The organism is Thermogemmatispora sp., assembly GCF_042408735.1.
Taxonomy (GTDB): Bacteria; Chloroflexota; Ktedonobacteria; order Ktedonobacterales; family Ktedonobacteraceae; genus Thermogemmatispora.
Genome location: NZ_JBHOQV010000105.1, coordinates 22,091 through 38,370 on the forward strand (window position 1 = coordinate 22,091; position 16,280 = coordinate 38,370).

Consider the following 16,280-nt stretch of genomic DNA (forward strand, 5'->3'; position numbering starts at 1 on the left):
ATGTTCAAGAAGATTTTGATCGCCAATCGGGGAGAGATCGCGCGCCGCATCATCGCCACCTGCCGGGCGATGGGCATTCGCACCGTGGCAGTCTACTCGGAGGCTGATCGCCAGGCGCCACACGTCTACGAGGCCGACGAAGCGTATCTGATCGGTCCGGCGCCCGCCAGCGAGAGCTATCTGCGCATTGAGGCCATTATCGACGTGGCCCGTCAGGCCGGCGCCGAGGCCATTCATCCCGGTTATGGTTTCCTCTCGGAAAATCCGGCTTTCGCTGAGGCCTGTCAGGCGGCGGGGCTGGTCTTCATTGGCCCCCCTGCGGCCGCCATGCGCCTCATGGGGTCGAAGATCGCGGCCCGTCGGGTGGCCCAGCAGGTCGGTGTGCCGACCGTGCCGGGCTACGATGGTTCGGAGCAGGATCCTCAGCGCCTGTTGCAGGAGGCAGAGCGCATCGGGGTCCCCCTCTTGATTAAGGCGGCGGCCGGCGGTGGGGGAAAGGGCATGCGGGTAGTTCACTCGCTGGACGACTTCGCGGCTCAACTGGAGGGGGCTCGACGCGAGGCCCTGGCGGCCTTTGGCGATGGTACGCTCTTCCTTGAGCGCTTGCTCGTGCAGCCGCGACACATCGAGTTCCAGGTCCTGGCCGATGCCTATGGGCAGGTGGTCCACCTGGGCGAGCGCGAGTGTTCCATCCAGCGCCGCCATCAAAAGATCGTCGAGGAGAGTCCATCGCCAGCTCTGACGCCGGCCCTGCGGGCCCAGATGGGTGAAGCCGCCGTACGCATCGCGCGGGCTGCCGGCTACGTCAACGCTGGCACCCTGGAATTCTTGCTTGATCGTGATCAGCACTTCTATTTTCTGGAGATGAACACCCGCCTGCAGGTCGAGCACCCGATTACCGAGCTGGTCATGGGTCTCGACCTGGTGCGCCAGCAGATTCTGATCGCCGCTGGCGAGCCGCTGCGGCTACGCCAGGAAGAGCTGGTCGCGCGCGGCCATGCCCTCGAAATGCGCCTCTATGCGGAAGATCCTGAGCAGCAATTTCTTCCCTCCACAGGCACCGTTCTGCGCTTCGTTGTCCCCCAGCGGCCCGGCCTGCGCATCGATAGCGGCGTAGAAGGCGGCTCTGAGGTCAGCCAGTTCTACGATCCGATGCTGGCCAAGCTGATCACCTATGGTGAGGAGCGTGAGGTCAGTATCGCGCGCATGCGGACCCTGCTGGAGGAGCTAGCGGTCTTCGGGGTCAAGACGAACAGCGCCTTGCTGCATGCCATTACCGAGAACGCGGCCTTCCGCGAGGGTCTCACTTCCACCGGTTTTTTGGAAGAGCAGCGGCTACTGGAGCCTGAGATCCTGCGTGAGCCAAAGGCGCTAGCGCCGGCCTTGTGCGCGGCGGCTCTGGCTGAGGTGCTCCACGAAGAGCGCACCGAGCGCAATCCCTGGCGGCGCCTTGGTCCCTGGCGCCTGAGCGGTGAAGGGCGGCTGTTGCGCTACCGCTACGAAGGAGAAGAACATCAGGTTCGTCTTGAGTATCTCCCTGGCCGTGGGGGATGCTGGCGTGTCCAGATCGATGGAGGGGGAGCGGAGGAGGTGCGGCCACAGCCGGCGCCCGATGGGGCGCTCGCCCTCTGGCGTGGAGAGCGCTGTGAGCGTGTACAACTGCTGCGCCTGACAGGAGAGACGCAGGTCATGCTGCGGGGGCGGCTCTATCGCCTGCTGCGGGCGCAGCCGCCAGCCATTGAGAGCAGCCTGCGAGGAAGCAGCCAAAGTGGAGGCCAGAGCCTGACGGCCCCAATGGCTGGCACGGTTGTCAAGGTGCAGGTCAGGGAAGGCCAGCCCGTCAAACAGCGCCAGGTGCTGGTCATCCTGAGCGCCATGAAAATGGAGCATGCCATCACGGCTCCTTACGATGGTCTGGTCCGGCGTATCTATTACCACGAAGGCGACGTCGTCCAGGGCGGGGCAGTCGTTGTTGAGGTAGAGGCGGGCCGCCAGGAGGCCGGCGCGGCAGCCCAGCAAGAGGCTTGAAGAAGGCGGGATCGTGGTGAGCCTGGTGGTGGAGGTCGAAGGACGGAGAACGGAGAGCCGGGCAAGAGCGAAGCTGTATCGATTGACGGAGAAAGGACGTGGTATCTAAGATGAAGGTCGGCTTCATAGGGATTGGGACAATGGGGCGTCCGATGACGCTCAATCTGCTCAAGGCCGGGCACGAGGTCGCGGTCTATGCTCGTCATCCTGAGAAGCCGGGTGTCCAGGAAGTGCTTCGAGCGGGGGCCAGGCTTCTTCCCTCGCCGCGTGAACTGGCGGCGGAGAGAGAGGTAGTCATCACGATGGTGCCCACCTCGCAGGATGTTGAGCACCTGGTTGCCGGTCCCGAGGGCATTCTGGAGGGGGCGCAGCCGGGGTTGATCATCATCGATATGAGCACTATCGCGCCCGCAACGAGCCGCCGCCTGGCACAACTCGCTAGCGAGCGAGGCGTTTATTTTCTGGATGCGCCCGTCAGTGGAGGGTCGCAGGGAGCGATCGCCGGCACCCTGGCCATTATGGTCGGAGGAGAGCGAGCCGTCTTTGAGCGAGTCCGTCCATTGTTGGAGGCGATGGGCAAGGCCGAGCGCATCTTCTATGTCGGCCCCTCGGGAGCTGGCGAGGTCGTCAAGCTGGTCAACAACATGCTGGCCGGAGTGATTGCCGCGGCTACCGCCGAGGCCCTTGTACTGGGAGTGAAAGCCGGCGCAGACGTGGAGCTGATGGCCAACATTATCAACGTCAGTACCGGCGCCAACTGGCAGCTTGCCAATCAATTTCCGATGCGCGCCTTTACGGGGAGCTTCCAGCCCGGCTTTATGACCGATCTGTTGCAGAAAGATCTTAACCTGGCTCTGGAACTGGGAGCCCAGTATCAGACGCCCCTGCCGTTGACGGGACTGGCGCGCCAGCTCTACGAGATGGCCCGGGCCGAAGGCTATGGCCGGGAAGACTATACCGCCTTGCTCAAGGTGCTGGAGCGCCTGGCCGGCGTTGAAGTGCGCAGTCGCACGGCCTCCAGCTAACTGCCCGCCAGTTGGCGAGGTGCCAGCTCGTCAGACTGCCTGTTCTACAGGTCACAGTTTTTCATTCACTGATAGTCGATAGTGACTCTCTCTGACAGTCTCGAAAGCCCTGTACGTCGCCTGAGCCGCCGCGCTTGTCTGCTTGTCTCCTGGGACGAGGCAGAAGTTTGTGGACCGGGCAGGGCAGAAAGGAGGAACCAGCATGGAGCAATTTTCTCATGAAGAGGCCAGTGAAAGAGTTGTGGCCCTGGAGCGTCGTCTCAAGAAGGAGCAGCAGGCCCGAGCGCGCCGCTGCGGCGATGCTTCCCTGCGCCCTTCCTTCTCCTGCGTCACCAGCCTGCACGCGGCTGATATCGCGCTTCCCAAAGGGACCAGGAACGCCCGTTCGCTGCCGCCACGCTCTTCGGAGCGTTGAACTGGCGATGTTCTGGCTTGAGGGAGGGAGCAGCTAGCTCGCCGGGTAAGCCTTTAGAGGCTGTAGGGGATGATCAGGCTGCGTGAGAGCGCCATCCCAAGGGAGAGCAGGATAATCAGCCCGAAGTAGACCACGGCAATTGCGACGCGGAAGCGCAGGGGGACCTCGTAGTAATGGTGCGGACGGCTGGCCTCCTCTCCGCGCTGGATCCAGAGGGAGGCGACGCCGAGCGCCAGCAAGAGGAGTAGCCAGAGAGAGATCTCATCGTTATTGAGCCAGAGCCAGATCTCGTAGGCCAGCAAGAGCAGCAGGCCAACCAGGCAGAGGCGGCGGTCAACCGCTTTTATGACGCGCCCTCCGTCCAGCATCGGAGCCGGGATCAAATTCAACAGGTTGATAAAGAAGCCGAAGTAGGCCAGCGGCGCCCAGACACCCGCCGGGTGAAACCAGGCTACCAGCAGACAGGCGGCGGAGCCAAGCCCTCCGGCCAGCGGCCCCGCAATGCCGATCTCGGCATCGTCGCGGGCATTGCGGGGATGGCGCTTCATCAGCACAGCCGCGCCCAACAGAGGAATGAAGATCATTCCTCCCAGAGGGATACCCTTGGCCTTGATGACAAGGGCGTGTCCCAGCTCGTGCACGAAGAGCATGACCACGATTCCCAGGCCGAAGGCCCAGCCGAAGATCATGGCATAGAAAGCCAGCGAGACGAGCGCTGAGATGCCGGCCCAGCCAAACTTGAGTAACCAGCCGAGCCACTGAAACTTGAGGAGCAGTGCCGCGAGAGCCGCCAGGCTGCCGCCCAGGCCGGCCAGACCCTTTTTCCCTTTGAGACCGGTAGTGGTAGTAGTAGGGACCCGTGGCTGTCCTTCTGCCGCCGTAGCCGCGCCGTCGGCCTGATCCCCCGCGGAGATATAGCGCGTCACATCCTGCGGGCCGCGGTAGGGCTGCAGCTCTGCTGCTTGCTCCGCCCCTGTGGCGGCAAACGGGTCGGAAGGCGGACCAGGCGGGAGGCGGTAGAAGTCGGGGTGGGTATAGTCGAAGGCCCTTTCGAGCGAGTCGGGCCCGCTCTGGGGTGCATAGCTATAGACCTGGCCTGGATCTTGCTCCATGCTGCTGACCTCTCTCCTCCTTTTCAGGCTGCACCGATGTAATACTATTCTAGCACACGTGTGCTAGTAAGCCTCGTTTGCTGTCAATGCTGTCGATCTCTCGGGAAGAGAAAAGGGAAGCTGTCAGGTCAGAACCCGCAAACGAGCGAGTCGGCCAGCGGGCCACGGCCATCTCTCTTCTGAGCCTTGGCCTGTTCTCTCCGCCACGAGCGCTCAGCCGGTGCGAAAAGGCTGAAAATATGTGCCAATTTGCCTGAAAAGATTCTTCTGTCTCAATCGCCCCTCGGCTTGAGCCGTGAGCGGCATCCTGGGGACAGGGGACCGGGTAGTCGAGGGTAGCTGCCCAAAGAGTGGAAGCGAGCCGGGCCATAATTGTCCTCGCGCGCCCATCCTGAAGGGCACGGTAGGGGTTAGCAGTCAAAGACGTACCAGCATACATCGTTGCGCAGGCGCTGATCATCAAGCACGAGTTCACGGATCTCGCTCGGGAGCTGCTCGCGCTGCCATTGGCACTCTCGGCGACGGGCTTGCTCCTGCTGATCCGCCGGGGCGGCTGCCTGGACGGCTCTGAGGGCGTAAGCCGCCGCTCCCAGCGCGTGATCGGCGACATGGGCCACGACTCCAGCCTGACCGGCAGCGTAGGCCGCATAGCGGGCCGCTCCCCTCAGCTCTCTGGCCGCTCCCATCGCCTGCCCGCCCAAGGCCCGGGCCGCCATCATCGCTAGCTCCCCGCGCGCCCAGGACCGGGCGGCGGCAATGGCCTGGCGCGGCCGCTGGTCCTGGGGCCTTACCTTCTCAAAAAAAGGCAGCACGTGCTCCGCGCAGGTAGCGGCCCAGAGCGCAAGCAGGCGATGATCGGTATCGCTGAGGGTACCACCGCGACGGAAGGTGATCAGCCTGGGATCGCGAGGATACTTAATGATCACGCTATCACCTGTCACTTTCTTCCAGTCTGCCAGCCAGCACCTAGAGCTGTAAGACATTCACGGCCAGCAGGATCAGGGTCAGGACGGAGACGAACAGGACGGTTGCCCACCCGAAGATATTGAAGAGCAGCGAGTTTTTATACTTGCCCATCAGGCGGCGGTTGTTAACCAGCAGAATGATGAAGACCAGAATAATTGGCAGCATGGCCGTATTGATGTCCTGGAGCACGATCAACACCTGGAAGATGGGCAGACCAGGGATCAGCGTCACCAGGACACCCAGCACAATCAGGGCGGTAAAGAGGCCCTGAAAGACCGGTGCCTCGCGGAAACTACGCGAGAGGCTGCGCTCAAAGCCGAAGGCTTCACAGATCGCGTAAGCTGTTGAGAGCGGCAGCACCGCCGCCGCCAGCAGAGAAGCCCCGAAGAGGCCGATGCTAAAGAGGAGCGAGGCGTAGGGACCAGCCAGGGTGCGCAGGGCGAAAGCCGCATCCAGAGCCGTGCTCACCGGGTGGTGAGAGACGAAAAGGGTTGCCCCTGTAGCGACAACGATAAAGAAAGAAATAATGGTGGCGAAGAGCGTTCCGCTGTAGACGTCGATCTGCTCATAGATGTACTCGCCGGCATGGATACCCTTATCAGCGACAGCCGACTGCACATAGAAGAGCATGTAGGGGCTGATGGTGGTGCCCACCAGGGCGGCGGCTGTCAGCAAATAGTCGCTGCTCATCTGGAAGCCAGGAAAGACGCTCTGATGGGCGATGTTTCCCCAATCGGGATGCGCCACGAAGGCGGCGGGGATGTAGGAGAGGAAGCCAAGGGACATGGCGATGAAGACCTTCTCGACGCGCCGATAGGAGCCTTTGATTACCAGCCACCATAGCACCAGCCCACAGACCGGTACTGTCACGTAGAGCCAGGGGGTATGGACATCCTGAGCCAGCACCTGTACGCTGGCCCCAATCCCGAGAAACTCCGAGATCGTAATCCCCGTATTGGCAATCAGCAGTGCCAGCATAGCGAGGGCTGTCCAGCGCACGCCAAACTCCTCGCGGATCAGATCGGCCAGGCCCTTGCCAGTGACCGCCCCCATGCGAGCGCACATTTCCTGAATCACGGCCACAAAAAAGCTGCTGATGAAGAGGGCCCACAGCAGGTTGTAGCCATAATTGGCCCCAGCCGCCGAATAGGTAGCGATACCCCCAGCGTCATTGCCAGCGTTCGCCGCAATCAGGCCGGGACCGAGTACCGCCAGCAGCCGAATCAGGGGCGACGAGCGGCTAAGACGGAAAGGAAAACGGGACCGCGCCGATTTGCTGCGGGTGGCGCGGTCCTTTGTCTGCAGCTCCGTTGTCTTCTGGCCGGATCTCTCCATAGTGCACCAGCATCACTTCAGCTAGCAAGGTGGCGTTCGTTCTGGCCCCCAGCCGGAGGGAGGGAGTCGTGAAGGCTACCCCTGCACTGGCTGGCTGGCTGGCAGCCCGCGCCGACAGGCCGCAACGGGCCTGCTCCTCTGTGGTGAGCGCACGTGCAGGGCGTGGTAATGATAGCACTCGGGCTGCTCTCCTGACAAGGGGCAAGCTGCCACAACAACCAGTTGAAACCGCTGGCTTGCCGTAGCGCGGCATGAAGGGCACTGGCTGGGAGCTGGGTGGCTGGCCTGACCCGCTATTGGGCCTTTTTAATGCCCAGCAGATGAAGGCGAAGCAGATTCAGCGCGCCAAGGGCGGAGCGATATTTCTGGTCCTCGCGGCTCCCGCGCCAGCCGCTGCCGCTGGAGGTCACGAAGCCGCCAGGTCCAGCGATCGCCATGGCCAAAGTGCCGGCGGGTTTCTGCTCGAACGGCTCGGGACCAGCCACGCCTGTGAGGCCGATGCCGTAGTCGGCTCCCAGGCGCTGACGGACGAGCTGTGCCATTGCACGCGCCGTCGCCTCGCTCACCAGGCCGGCCTGCTCAACCAGGGCTGGGCTGAGACCCATCTCCAGGGCGACGGCGCGGCTGTAGGCTACCAGGCCGCCGCGGAAGTACCGCGAGCTGCCGGGTACGTCGGTGATCAGACTGGCGAGTAGACCCCCGGTGAAGCCCTCCATGACCGCCAGGCTCTGGCCCCGTTGAGCCAGCATCGCGCCAACTACGCCCGGCAGCGTCTCCCTATCAACTCCGAAGATATAGTCTCCCAGCACTTCGCGAATGCGCGCCTCCGTTTCCTTCACCAGGCGTTCAGCCTCCTGGCGGCTGGCGGCCTTGGCGGTCACGCGCACATCCACGGCATCGCTCTTAGCGTAGGTGGCTACTGTTGGGTTGCTGGCATGAATGAAAGCCTCCAGACGCTGCTCCACCGTCGACTCTCCCAGGCCGATCACGCGTAAGATGCGCGTGAAGATCAGACCGCCAGTATAGGGACTCAGGCGCGGAATGACTTCGGCCTCCCACATCCGATGCATCTCGCGTGGCACCCCTGGCATGGCGACAATGATGTGTCCCTCTTTCTCGACCCACCAGCCAGGGGCCGTACCCAGGGGGTTGGGCAGGGGACGGGCCGAAGGAATCAGGGTGGCCTGCTTCACGTTGCGTTCGGGCATCTGGACGCCGCGGGCGGCAAACCAGGCGCGTAGCTCGGCCTCCAGGGCCGGGTCAACCTGCATGCTCTCTCCCAGAAGTGCGCTGATAGCCTCGCGCGTCAGGTCGTCTTCGGTTGGTCCGAGACCACCGGTCATGATGATCAGCTCAGAGCGTTCCCAGGCACGGCGCAGTGTCTCGACGATGCGCTCCAGGTTGTCCCCGACCTGCGAGACGAAGTAGAGGTCGACCCCTAAACCGCTCAGGCTCTGCGCCAGGTAGGTGGCATTGGTATCGGTGATCTGGCCGAGCAGCAGCTCGGTGCCACAAGAAATAATCTCTGCCCGCATGATGCCGTCAATTCCTCCACAGCAAGCAATACGTGGTCTGTGTGGCTCATCTGCCAGGCCCAGGCGAGCGCCATCGGCGGGCAGTCTCTTGCCCGGCTGGCCCTGGCCCTCCCTTCCAAGGCGTGTCGCCCCACCCGCACTGCGCCGACTGGCCGGCCAGCCACATCCCCCCTTATCATACCACGTCTCAATGTCTCTCAATATGTTGTGCCTGAGAATAAGAAAATCTCAATATCTTGTGCCCAAAGGCTTGTAATCGGGGAGGTTTCCTAGTATACTGTCCCGAGGAAGGTCGACCGGGGAAATCATAGCCGATAACTTGCCTGCAGGACAAGTTCACTAGAAGTGAGTCCTATTTCCCACCTGCCCTTTCTTTGTCGTCTGTCCGGTCCGCGCAAAGGCGGCAGATCGGACTTACAGCCCACGTGGTGGCGGGCCGTGACTGACGCGCTGTACTTTGAGAGAGGAGTAACACGGAATGTTGGAGCAGCAGGAGTCTAAGACTCCCAAAGCGCCTGGCAATACATCCAAGCGAACGCAGCTAGAGGGTATTCGTCTGAAGGTCTTTCTTGATCGTTACTCGCTCAAGGATGCCAACGGCCAGCCGCTGGAGCACTATCCTGAAGAGCTATGGGCCCGTGTAGCCCGAGGGATCGCGGCAGTTGAGAAGACGGAGGAGCTGCGTGCCTACTGGGAGCAGCGCTTCTATGAGGCCATGACCGATTTCAAGTTTGTGCCGGGAGGACGCATTCTGGCGGGAGCTGGCTCCGGCCATCAGGTGACCTTTTACAACTGCCTGCCGCCCGAGCAGGAAATTCTGACGGCCTCTGGCTATCGTCCCATTGGCGAGGTAGAGGTTGGAGAGCTGGTTGTCACGCACCGTGGCCGCCTACGGCCGGTACGCCATCGCTTCGAGCGCGAGGCGCACGAGCCTTTGTATACGATTCATAGTGCTCAAAACGGCTGGGCGCCGTTGCGCCTGACCGGGGAGCATCAAGTCTATCTGCTGCGTGCCGACTGGCTCAGCAGGTCGGAAGATGGCGGCGGCTGGCGAGTCTCTCACGAGCCGGCCTGGATCCCCGCGCGCGAGATCAGGCCAGGGGACTATGTGGCTCTGGGCTATGCGAGCGCGGAGAAGGAGCCGGAGCCGCTGCAGTTGGAGTCGGAAGAGAGCGCCGCAGCTCGCCAGTCCCTGCCGCTCACAGGCGAGCTGTGCTATCTTCTGGGGCGCTGGCTGGCCAATGGCACCATTTTGCGCCAGAACGGGACGGGACGCATCGAAGGTCTCCAGCTCAGTTTCGCCCTCACTGAGCGAGAGCCAGCGGCGGCCATCGCGGCCATCGCCGAAAAGCTAACAGGGCGTTCGCCTCTCATCGAGGAGCAGAGCGAGCCGCCGCGCTACCGTCTGCAGCTTCTGGCCCCGGCCCTGGCGCGCTACTGCGAGCGAACCTTTGGGAGCTACCCTTACCAGCGTCGTCTGCCCGCCTGGGCCCAGACGCTGCCGCCGGCCCTGGCCAGTCAACTGCTGCACGGCCTCTTCGAAGCGGCGGGCCAGTTCGTCAGCGGCCAGGTCTCGCTGGTCCTCAGCAGCCGGGCGCTGGCCCTGCAGCTGCAGCAATTGCTGCTCCGCCTGGGCTCTCCCTTTGCTCTGGAGCTGCTGGCTACCCAGGGTAGCGAGCGCTATCGTCTGACGGCGCCGCTCGGCGTCTGTACGGCCCTTGGAGAGCTGGCCTCATGGCTGGACCGCTGCCCGGCCAACCTCTCCTCGGAGGCAGCAGTTGGGCGACCCATCGAGTATGAGGGGCTGATCTGGACGCCGGTGACTGCCATTGCCATTGAAGACTACAGCGGGCCAGTGCTTGACATCGAAGTCGAGGAAGATCACTCTTTCATCGCGGGTGGTCTGGTCATTTCCAACTGCTACGTCATTCCCAGTCCGGAAGACAGCCGCCAGGGCATCCTTGACAACCTCAAGATCATGACCGAAATCATGGCTCGTGGTGGTGGCGTAGGTATTAACCTCTCGACCTTGCGGCCCCGTGGCTCCTACATCAAGACCGTCAACGGCACGGCCTCTGGCCCCTGTTCCTGGGCTCAGCTCTACTCGGTGGCGACGGGTGACGTCATCCAGCAAGGAGGTTCGCGGCGCGGTGCTCTCATGCTCATGCTCGACGACACCCATCCCGACGTCGAAGAATTCATCACTGTCAAGCGCACCGAGGGTAAGATCGAGCACGCCAATCTCTCGGTCTGCATCTCCGATCGCTTCATGCAGGCCGTCAAAAACGACGAGCCGTGGGACCTGGTCTGGCAGGGCGAAGTCAAGAAGACGGTGCGTGCGCGCGACCTCTGGGACCTCATCTGCAAGTCGGCCTGGGAGTCCGCTGAGCCGGGCGTCGTCTTCATGGACCGCTGCAATAAGGAAGCCAATACCTGGTACTACGAAAAGATCAACTGCGTCAATCCCTGCGTCACCGGCGACACACTTATCTACACCGGCGCCGGCCTGATTCCGGCCCGTGAGCTGGCCCAGAATGGACTGCCTGTGCCGATTGTGTCGCAGGAACCCAGCCGTGCGGCGGCGGCCCTGGTTGGGAGCGCACGCCGGGTCGAGATCGGTCAGCGCGGCACGGCCTTGGCCTCCCTCAGGAGTCCGCTGCGGCTGGCCAGCCCTGTCTTCCCCACCGGAGTCAAGCCCGTCTATCGGCTGCGCACGCGCGAAGGCTATAGCCTGCGTCTCACTGCCGACCATCGCCTCCTCACCACCGACGGCTGGAAAGCTGCCGCTGAGCTGCGCCCTGGCGAGCGGCTCCATCTCCTGCGCCACGGCGGTGCTTTCGGAACAGAGGGCAGCGCGGAACTGGGTCAGGCCCTGGCCTGGTGGACAGCCCGAGCGAACGGCCTCGAGGTGCCCGCCCCTGATCCTGAGCTGAGCGAGGCCACCCTTGCCCAGGCTGAGGCTCTCTGCGCCGCCGAAGCGGAGGCCGCCTGCTCCCAGCGCCTCCCTGCCGCCATCCTGCGTGGCAGGCAGGCCATGCAGCGGGGATTCCTGGCCACGCTCTTCTCCCTGGCGGGAAGCCTCGCCTGCGATCGCCAGGGCGGGTCTGTCCTCCTCCTGAGCGGCTGCCCGCGCTCGCTGCTCGAAGATATCCAGCGGCTCCTCTTGAACTTCGCCATTCTCTCTGAGATCCGCCCACAGCCCCAGAGCCAGCCTGGAGGGAGCGGTGACGCACTGTGCATCAGTGGCTGCCATCTGCGACGCTTCAGCGACCAGATCGGCCTTCTGCCGGCCAGTCGCCAGCGTATCCTGAGCGTCGCTCTGTCCCAGAGTGCGAGCGAGGGGGAGCCAGAACCAGAAGAGTATCTGGCCACCTTCGAGAGCCTGGAGCCAGACGGCGAAGAGCTGGTCTACGATCTTGTTGAACCGCAAATGCACCTCTTCATCGCCAACGGCCTGGTCGTGCACAACTGCGGAGAGCAGCCACTGCCGCCGTGGGGCGTCTGCAACCTGGGGGCGCTCAACCTGGCCGCCTTTGTCAAGGACGGCGAGATGGATTATCAGCAGCTCGCCGAGATTGCCCGCGTCGCCATGCGCTTCCTTGACAACGTCATCGATGCCAACGAGTACTTTATCGAAGAGAACCGGCAGGCGCAGCTCGCCACGCGGCGCACCGGACTTGGCACCATGGGTCTGGCCGACGCCCTCATCAAAATGAAGATCCCCTACGGCAGCGACCGCTCCATTCCAGTGATCGAGCGCATCTATCGCACCATTCGTGACGCGGCATATGACGCCTCAGCCGACATTGCTGCCGAGAAAGGGCCATTCCCGCGCTTCGAGCGCGAGAAATACATGCAGGGGCGTTTTATCCAGCGCCTGCCCAGACAGATTCAGGACAAGATCCGCAAGCAGGGCATCCGCAACGCCGTTCTGCTCACCCAGGCCCCGACGGGCACCACCAGTCTCTTTGCCGGCGTCAGCTCCGGCATCGAGCCGGTCTACGACTTCGCGATGGTGCGACGCGATCGCACGGGCGAGCATGTGCTCTACCATCCTCTCTTCAAAGCCTGGCGCGACGAGCATCCGGGCGAACCCACTCCCGACTACTTTGTCGCCGCCAACGATCTGACACCCGAGCAGCACGTCCGGGTTCAGGCCACCATTCAGAAGTATACCGACGCCAGCATCAGTAAGACCGTCAATGCGCCCAACAGCCACACCGTTGAGGACGTCAAGAAGCTCTACACGCTGGCCTACGAGCTTGGTTGTAAAGGCATCACCTATATGCGCGACGGATCACGGGTTGGAGTCCTTTCTCACATCGAAGAGAAAAAATCGGAGCAGCAGCATCCCCAGCCGGCTCAGTCCGCATCGGCGACCCCGGCTGGCCAGGATCAACAATCAGCCCACAGCGAAGGAAGAGCCGAGCCGGGAGTCAATCAAGGGCCGATGATCAAGCCCCCGCCCGAAGTCCTGCACGGCTACACGCGCAAGATCCGGGCGCCCGAGGGCAAAGTCAACGTCACCATCAACAGCGACGAGCACGGTCCGCTGGAAGTCTTCGTCAACGTTGGCAAAGCCGGCAGCGACATCCTGGCCCTGGCCGAAGCACTGGGACGGCTCATCTCGCTCATTCTCCGCATTCCCAGCCCGCTCTCGCAGGTCGATCGCATGCGCGAAGTCGCCGAGCAACTGCGCGGCATCGCCGGCAGCCGTTCTGTAGGCTTCGGCATCCAGCAGATTCGTTCCCTGCCGGACGCCGTAGCCAGGGCCTTGGAGCTGCATCTAGAGATGCTCGAAAGCGGATCGAACACGCCGGCCTCTCTGGATCGTCAGCCGCAGAGCGAGAGCCACAACAACAGCGGTCCCGGAGAATCCCTGCAGATTGGCTATCTCAACGTCACCGGAAACCTCTGCCCGCAGTGCGGCTGCAACACGATGGTCTACGAAGAAGGCTGTCGTAAATGCTACAGCTGCGGCTACAGCGAATGCTGAGCCGCAGGGGAGACCGGCCCGGCCCAGCCCGCTCTCAGCGCGGCGAGCCGGGCTGACAGGGAGCAAGAACCCAAGAAAGGGACGGGGGAAGACTCCAGACTGGAATCTTCCCCCGTCCCTTTCTTTCTCTATCGGTGGCGCCCGGTGCTGGCGCTCTGCAGCCGACGGATAAGACGACGATCTGGAACAGACCTTCCAGGCCATGTCTGCCTTCCGAGCAAGCTTCCCATATGCATGGCGAGCGCCGAGGAAGCACCCGAGCAAAGCAGCGCCCGAGTGCCGGGCCAGGCCGGGCAGGCCCAAATCAGACCTCTGGCAAGATCAGACCGGGCCTGCCGGCTCCTCTTCTCTCCCTCAAGCGGCTGGGTGAGCCTGTCCCTTACCGCCTCCGTACTGGCCGCTGCTGGCCTCCTGTCCTCCTGCCTGCCTGCCGAAGGCTAGCCCTAGACATGCAGGAAGTAGAAGAGGGGAGCCAGCACCAGCGTAATCGTGCTGAGCAACTTAATGAGCACGTGCAGCGAAGGCCCGGCGGTATCCTTAAAGGGATCGCCGACGGTATCGCCGATTACGCTCGCCTTGTGCGGTTCGCTCTTCTTGCCCAGAACAATCCCCTCAGGATCATCGGGCGGGACGATTTCCCCTTTCACATTGACGCGCAGATAGCCAGCCTCGATATATTTCTTGGCGTTGTCCCAGGCCCCACCGCCGTTGTTCAAGAAGAGGGCCACCACGATGCCGCCCATCGTCGCCACCATCAACAGGCCGGCAGCGGCCTGTGGTCCCAGGATCACGCCGACAGCGATCGGAGTCAAGACCGCCACCGTACCGGGCAGGACCATGGCGCGCAGAGCGCCCGATGTACTGATATCCACACAGCGCGCGTAATCGGGGTCGACGCGCTCATCGGGGTTTTCCGCCATAATGCGCGGGTTCTCGCGGAACTGCCGACGCACCTCCTCGATCATGCGTCCAGCGGCCTTCCCCACGGCGCGGATCGCCAGCGAGCTGAAGAAAAAGATCAGGGAGAGGCCGAGCAGGCCCGCGATGAACGTACTCAAATTAGCCAGATCGACCCGATAGACCGTCGGATCGTGGCGGAAGCTATAGAGCACATCCAGATAGGCGCTAAAGAGCAGGAAAGCGGCCAGGGCCGCGGACCCGAGGCCGTAGCCCTTGGTCAGAGCCTTTGTCGTATTGCCGACGCTGTCGAGAGCGTCCGTAATGGCGCGCACCGACTCCGCCTGACCGCTCATCTCGCTGATGCCGCCGGCGTTATCCGTAATCGGACCGAAGGTATCCATTGTCAGGATATAGGCGCAGCTCATCAGCATACCGACCGTGGCCACCGCCGTTCCGAAAATCCCGCTGACATTAATGGCTCCCAGAGAGGCCAGCGGGATATGAACCTGGCTCCCGAAGAAGTAAGCCAGGCCCAGAGCGGCACTGATTGCCAGAGCCGGCGGGACAATGCACTCGAATCCCACCGTGATGCCGCTAATAATTGTTGTGGCCGGACCAGTCAGTGTTGCCGCAGCGATCTCACGCACCGGGCGCCAGGTCCCGGAGGTATAGTACTGCGTGATAAAGACGAAGGCGATGCTCAGAGCGATGCCGACCGTACCAGCCAGGGCGAACCAGAGCCAGGCAGGCAGGCCGTAGTTGGCTGAGACCGAGCTCTGTCCGAGCAGCAGGTAGCAGCCCAGGAACATGCCGACGAGCGAGAGAGCACAGGTGATGTAGTAGCCAATATTGAGGCGCTGCATAGCAATCTGGCCGGGATCGCGGCCAGCCGCCTTCTCGGGTTCAATCACGGCCGAGGCTCGGACCGAAAGCACACCGATAGCCGAGGCGATCAGCCCGAAAGCGCCCAACACGAGCGGGAAGAGCATCCAGCCGATGTTGCCGGTTGCCTCATAGAGCGTGGCGCCCAGGATCATCGTCCCGATGTTCTCAGCCGCTGTTGACTCGAAGAGGTCGGCACCACGCCCGGCGCAGTCGCCGACGTTATCGCCGACCAGATCGGCCACCACCGCTGGATTGCGCGGGTCATCCTCGGGAATGTTCGCCTCAACCTTGCCGACCAGATCCGCCCCCATATCGGCGGCCTTGGTATAGATACCGCCGCCGAGCTGGGCGAAGAGGGCCACGAAACTGGCGCCGAAGCCGAAGCCAACGATCAGCGACGGCGTCGTGGCCGGGCTGGACAGGCCGCCAAAGATGGTGAAGAGCAAGGAAACACCCAGTATCGAAAGCGCCACCACCAGGAAGCCGGAGACGGCTCCCCCGCGCAGAGCCACAACCAGGGCCTCGCCCAGGCTGCGACGCGCCGCGCTGGCGGTGCGACTATTGGACTTCACGGCAACGTACATGCCTGTATAGCCCGAGATACCAGAGCAGAGCGCTCCCACCAGGAAAGCGAGAGCGGTGTGCCAGGCCAGATTGAACCGGGCAGCCGGCGTTCCCTGACCAAGGAGCGCCAGGGCGGCTGCCACCAGAACAGCCGCACCAACCGCCAGCAATGCGATGGTGCGGTACTGCCGATTGAGAAAGGCGGTTGCGCCGGAGAAGATGGCATTCGCGATCTTCTGCATTGAAGGCGTACCTGTATCTCTCCGCAGCACGTCGTTGATCAAAAAGGCCGCAAACAGCACGGCAAGAAGTCCCACACCGATGGGGACCAAGATGTAATAGACCATTCAACCTCCTTGGAAGGCAGATAGTGTCAATACGAACACCCAGCTCAAAGTGAGGCCAGAACAATCTGGCGATGGCCGTGACAGCAGGAAGTAGCAAGGCCCTGGTGCGGGCGGACTGACGATGCTAGCAGTAGAACATTATTCTTATTTATCATATTATCCTGTCTTTCGT

9 protein-coding genes and 1 pseudogene are annotated in these 16,280 nt (G+C 62.7%); 5 read left to right on the forward strand and 5 right to left on the reverse strand.

Annotated elements, in window-relative coordinates; translation table 11 throughout:
• From ACFMO7_RS08905 to ACFMO7_RS08915, 3 genes are all read left to right on the forward strand, one after another.
• Complete coding sequence (locus tag ACFMO7_RS08905; protein ID WP_376795135.1) at positions 1–2,028, forward strand: acetyl/propionyl/methylcrotonyl-CoA carboxylase subunit alpha; 2,028 nt, start codon at positions 1–3, stop codon at positions 2,026–2,028.
• A gap of 98 nt (positions 2,029–2,126) precedes the next feature.
• Positions 2,127–3,053, forward strand: coding sequence for an NAD(P)-dependent oxidoreductase (locus tag ACFMO7_RS08910; RefSeq protein WP_376795136.1), 927 nt, complete (start codon positions 2,127–2,129; stop codon positions 3,051–3,053).
• Between the two features lie 202 nt (positions 3,054–3,255).
• Complete coding sequence (locus ACFMO7_RS08915) at positions 3,256–3,468, forward strand: hypothetical protein (protein WP_376795137.1); 213 nt, start codon at positions 3,256–3,258, stop codon at positions 3,466–3,468.
• A gap of 53 nt (positions 3,469–3,521) precedes the next feature.
• Here ACFMO7_RS08915 and ACFMO7_RS08920 read toward each other — a convergent pair whose 3' ends face one another.
• The 4 genes from ACFMO7_RS08920 to ACFMO7_RS08935 form a co-directional block, all read right to left on the reverse strand.
• Complete coding sequence (locus ACFMO7_RS08920) at positions 3,522–4,580, reverse strand: site-2 protease family protein (protein ID WP_376795138.1); 1,059 nt, start codon at positions 4,578–4,580, stop codon at positions 3,522–3,524.
• Between the two features lie 410 nt (positions 4,581–4,990).
• Entirely contained in the window at positions 4,991–5,521 is a 531-nt protein-coding gene (locus ACFMO7_RS08925) for a putative immunity protein (RefSeq protein WP_376795139.1), read from the reverse strand.
• Between the two features lie 25 nt (positions 5,522–5,546).
• Positions 5,547–6,881 carry an Nramp family divalent metal transporter gene (locus ACFMO7_RS08930; RefSeq protein ID WP_376795140.1) on the reverse strand — a complete coding sequence of 445 codons (1,335 nt, stop codon included), beginning with the start codon at positions 6,879–6,881 and terminating at the stop codon, positions 5,547–5,549.
• A 293-nt stretch (positions 6,882–7,174) separates the two neighbouring features.
• Positions 7,175–8,416 carry a competence/damage-inducible protein A gene (locus ACFMO7_RS08935; RefSeq protein ID WP_376795141.1) on the reverse strand — a complete coding sequence of 414 codons (1,242 nt, stop codon included), beginning with the start codon at positions 8,414–8,416 and terminating at the stop codon, positions 7,175–7,177.
• 478 nt (positions 8,417–8,894) lie between these two features.
• On the opposite strand from ACFMO7_RS08935, the pseudogene ACFMO7_RS08940 reads away from it, so the two are divergent.
• Both ACFMO7_RS08940 and ACFMO7_RS08945 read left to right on the forward strand, forming a co-directional pair.
• Positions 8,895–9,179: pseudogene (locus ACFMO7_RS08940) on the forward strand (ribonucleotide reductase N-terminal alpha domain-containing protein); the annotation flags it as partial.
• A gap of 345 nt (positions 9,180–9,524) precedes the next feature.
• Complete coding sequence (locus ACFMO7_RS08945) at positions 9,525–13,412, forward strand: LAGLIDADG family homing endonuclease (RefSeq protein WP_376795144.1); 3,888 nt, start codon at positions 9,525–9,527, stop codon at positions 13,410–13,412.
• Positions 13,413–13,855: 443 nt separating this feature from the next.
• Here the strand turns inward: ACFMO7_RS08945 and ACFMO7_RS08950 are convergent, their stop codons facing one another.
• Complete coding sequence (locus tag ACFMO7_RS08950) at positions 13,856–16,108, reverse strand: sodium-translocating pyrophosphatase (RefSeq protein ID WP_376795142.1); 2,253 nt, start codon at positions 16,106–16,108, stop codon at positions 13,856–13,858.
• Positions 16,109–16,280 lie beyond the last annotated feature (172 nt).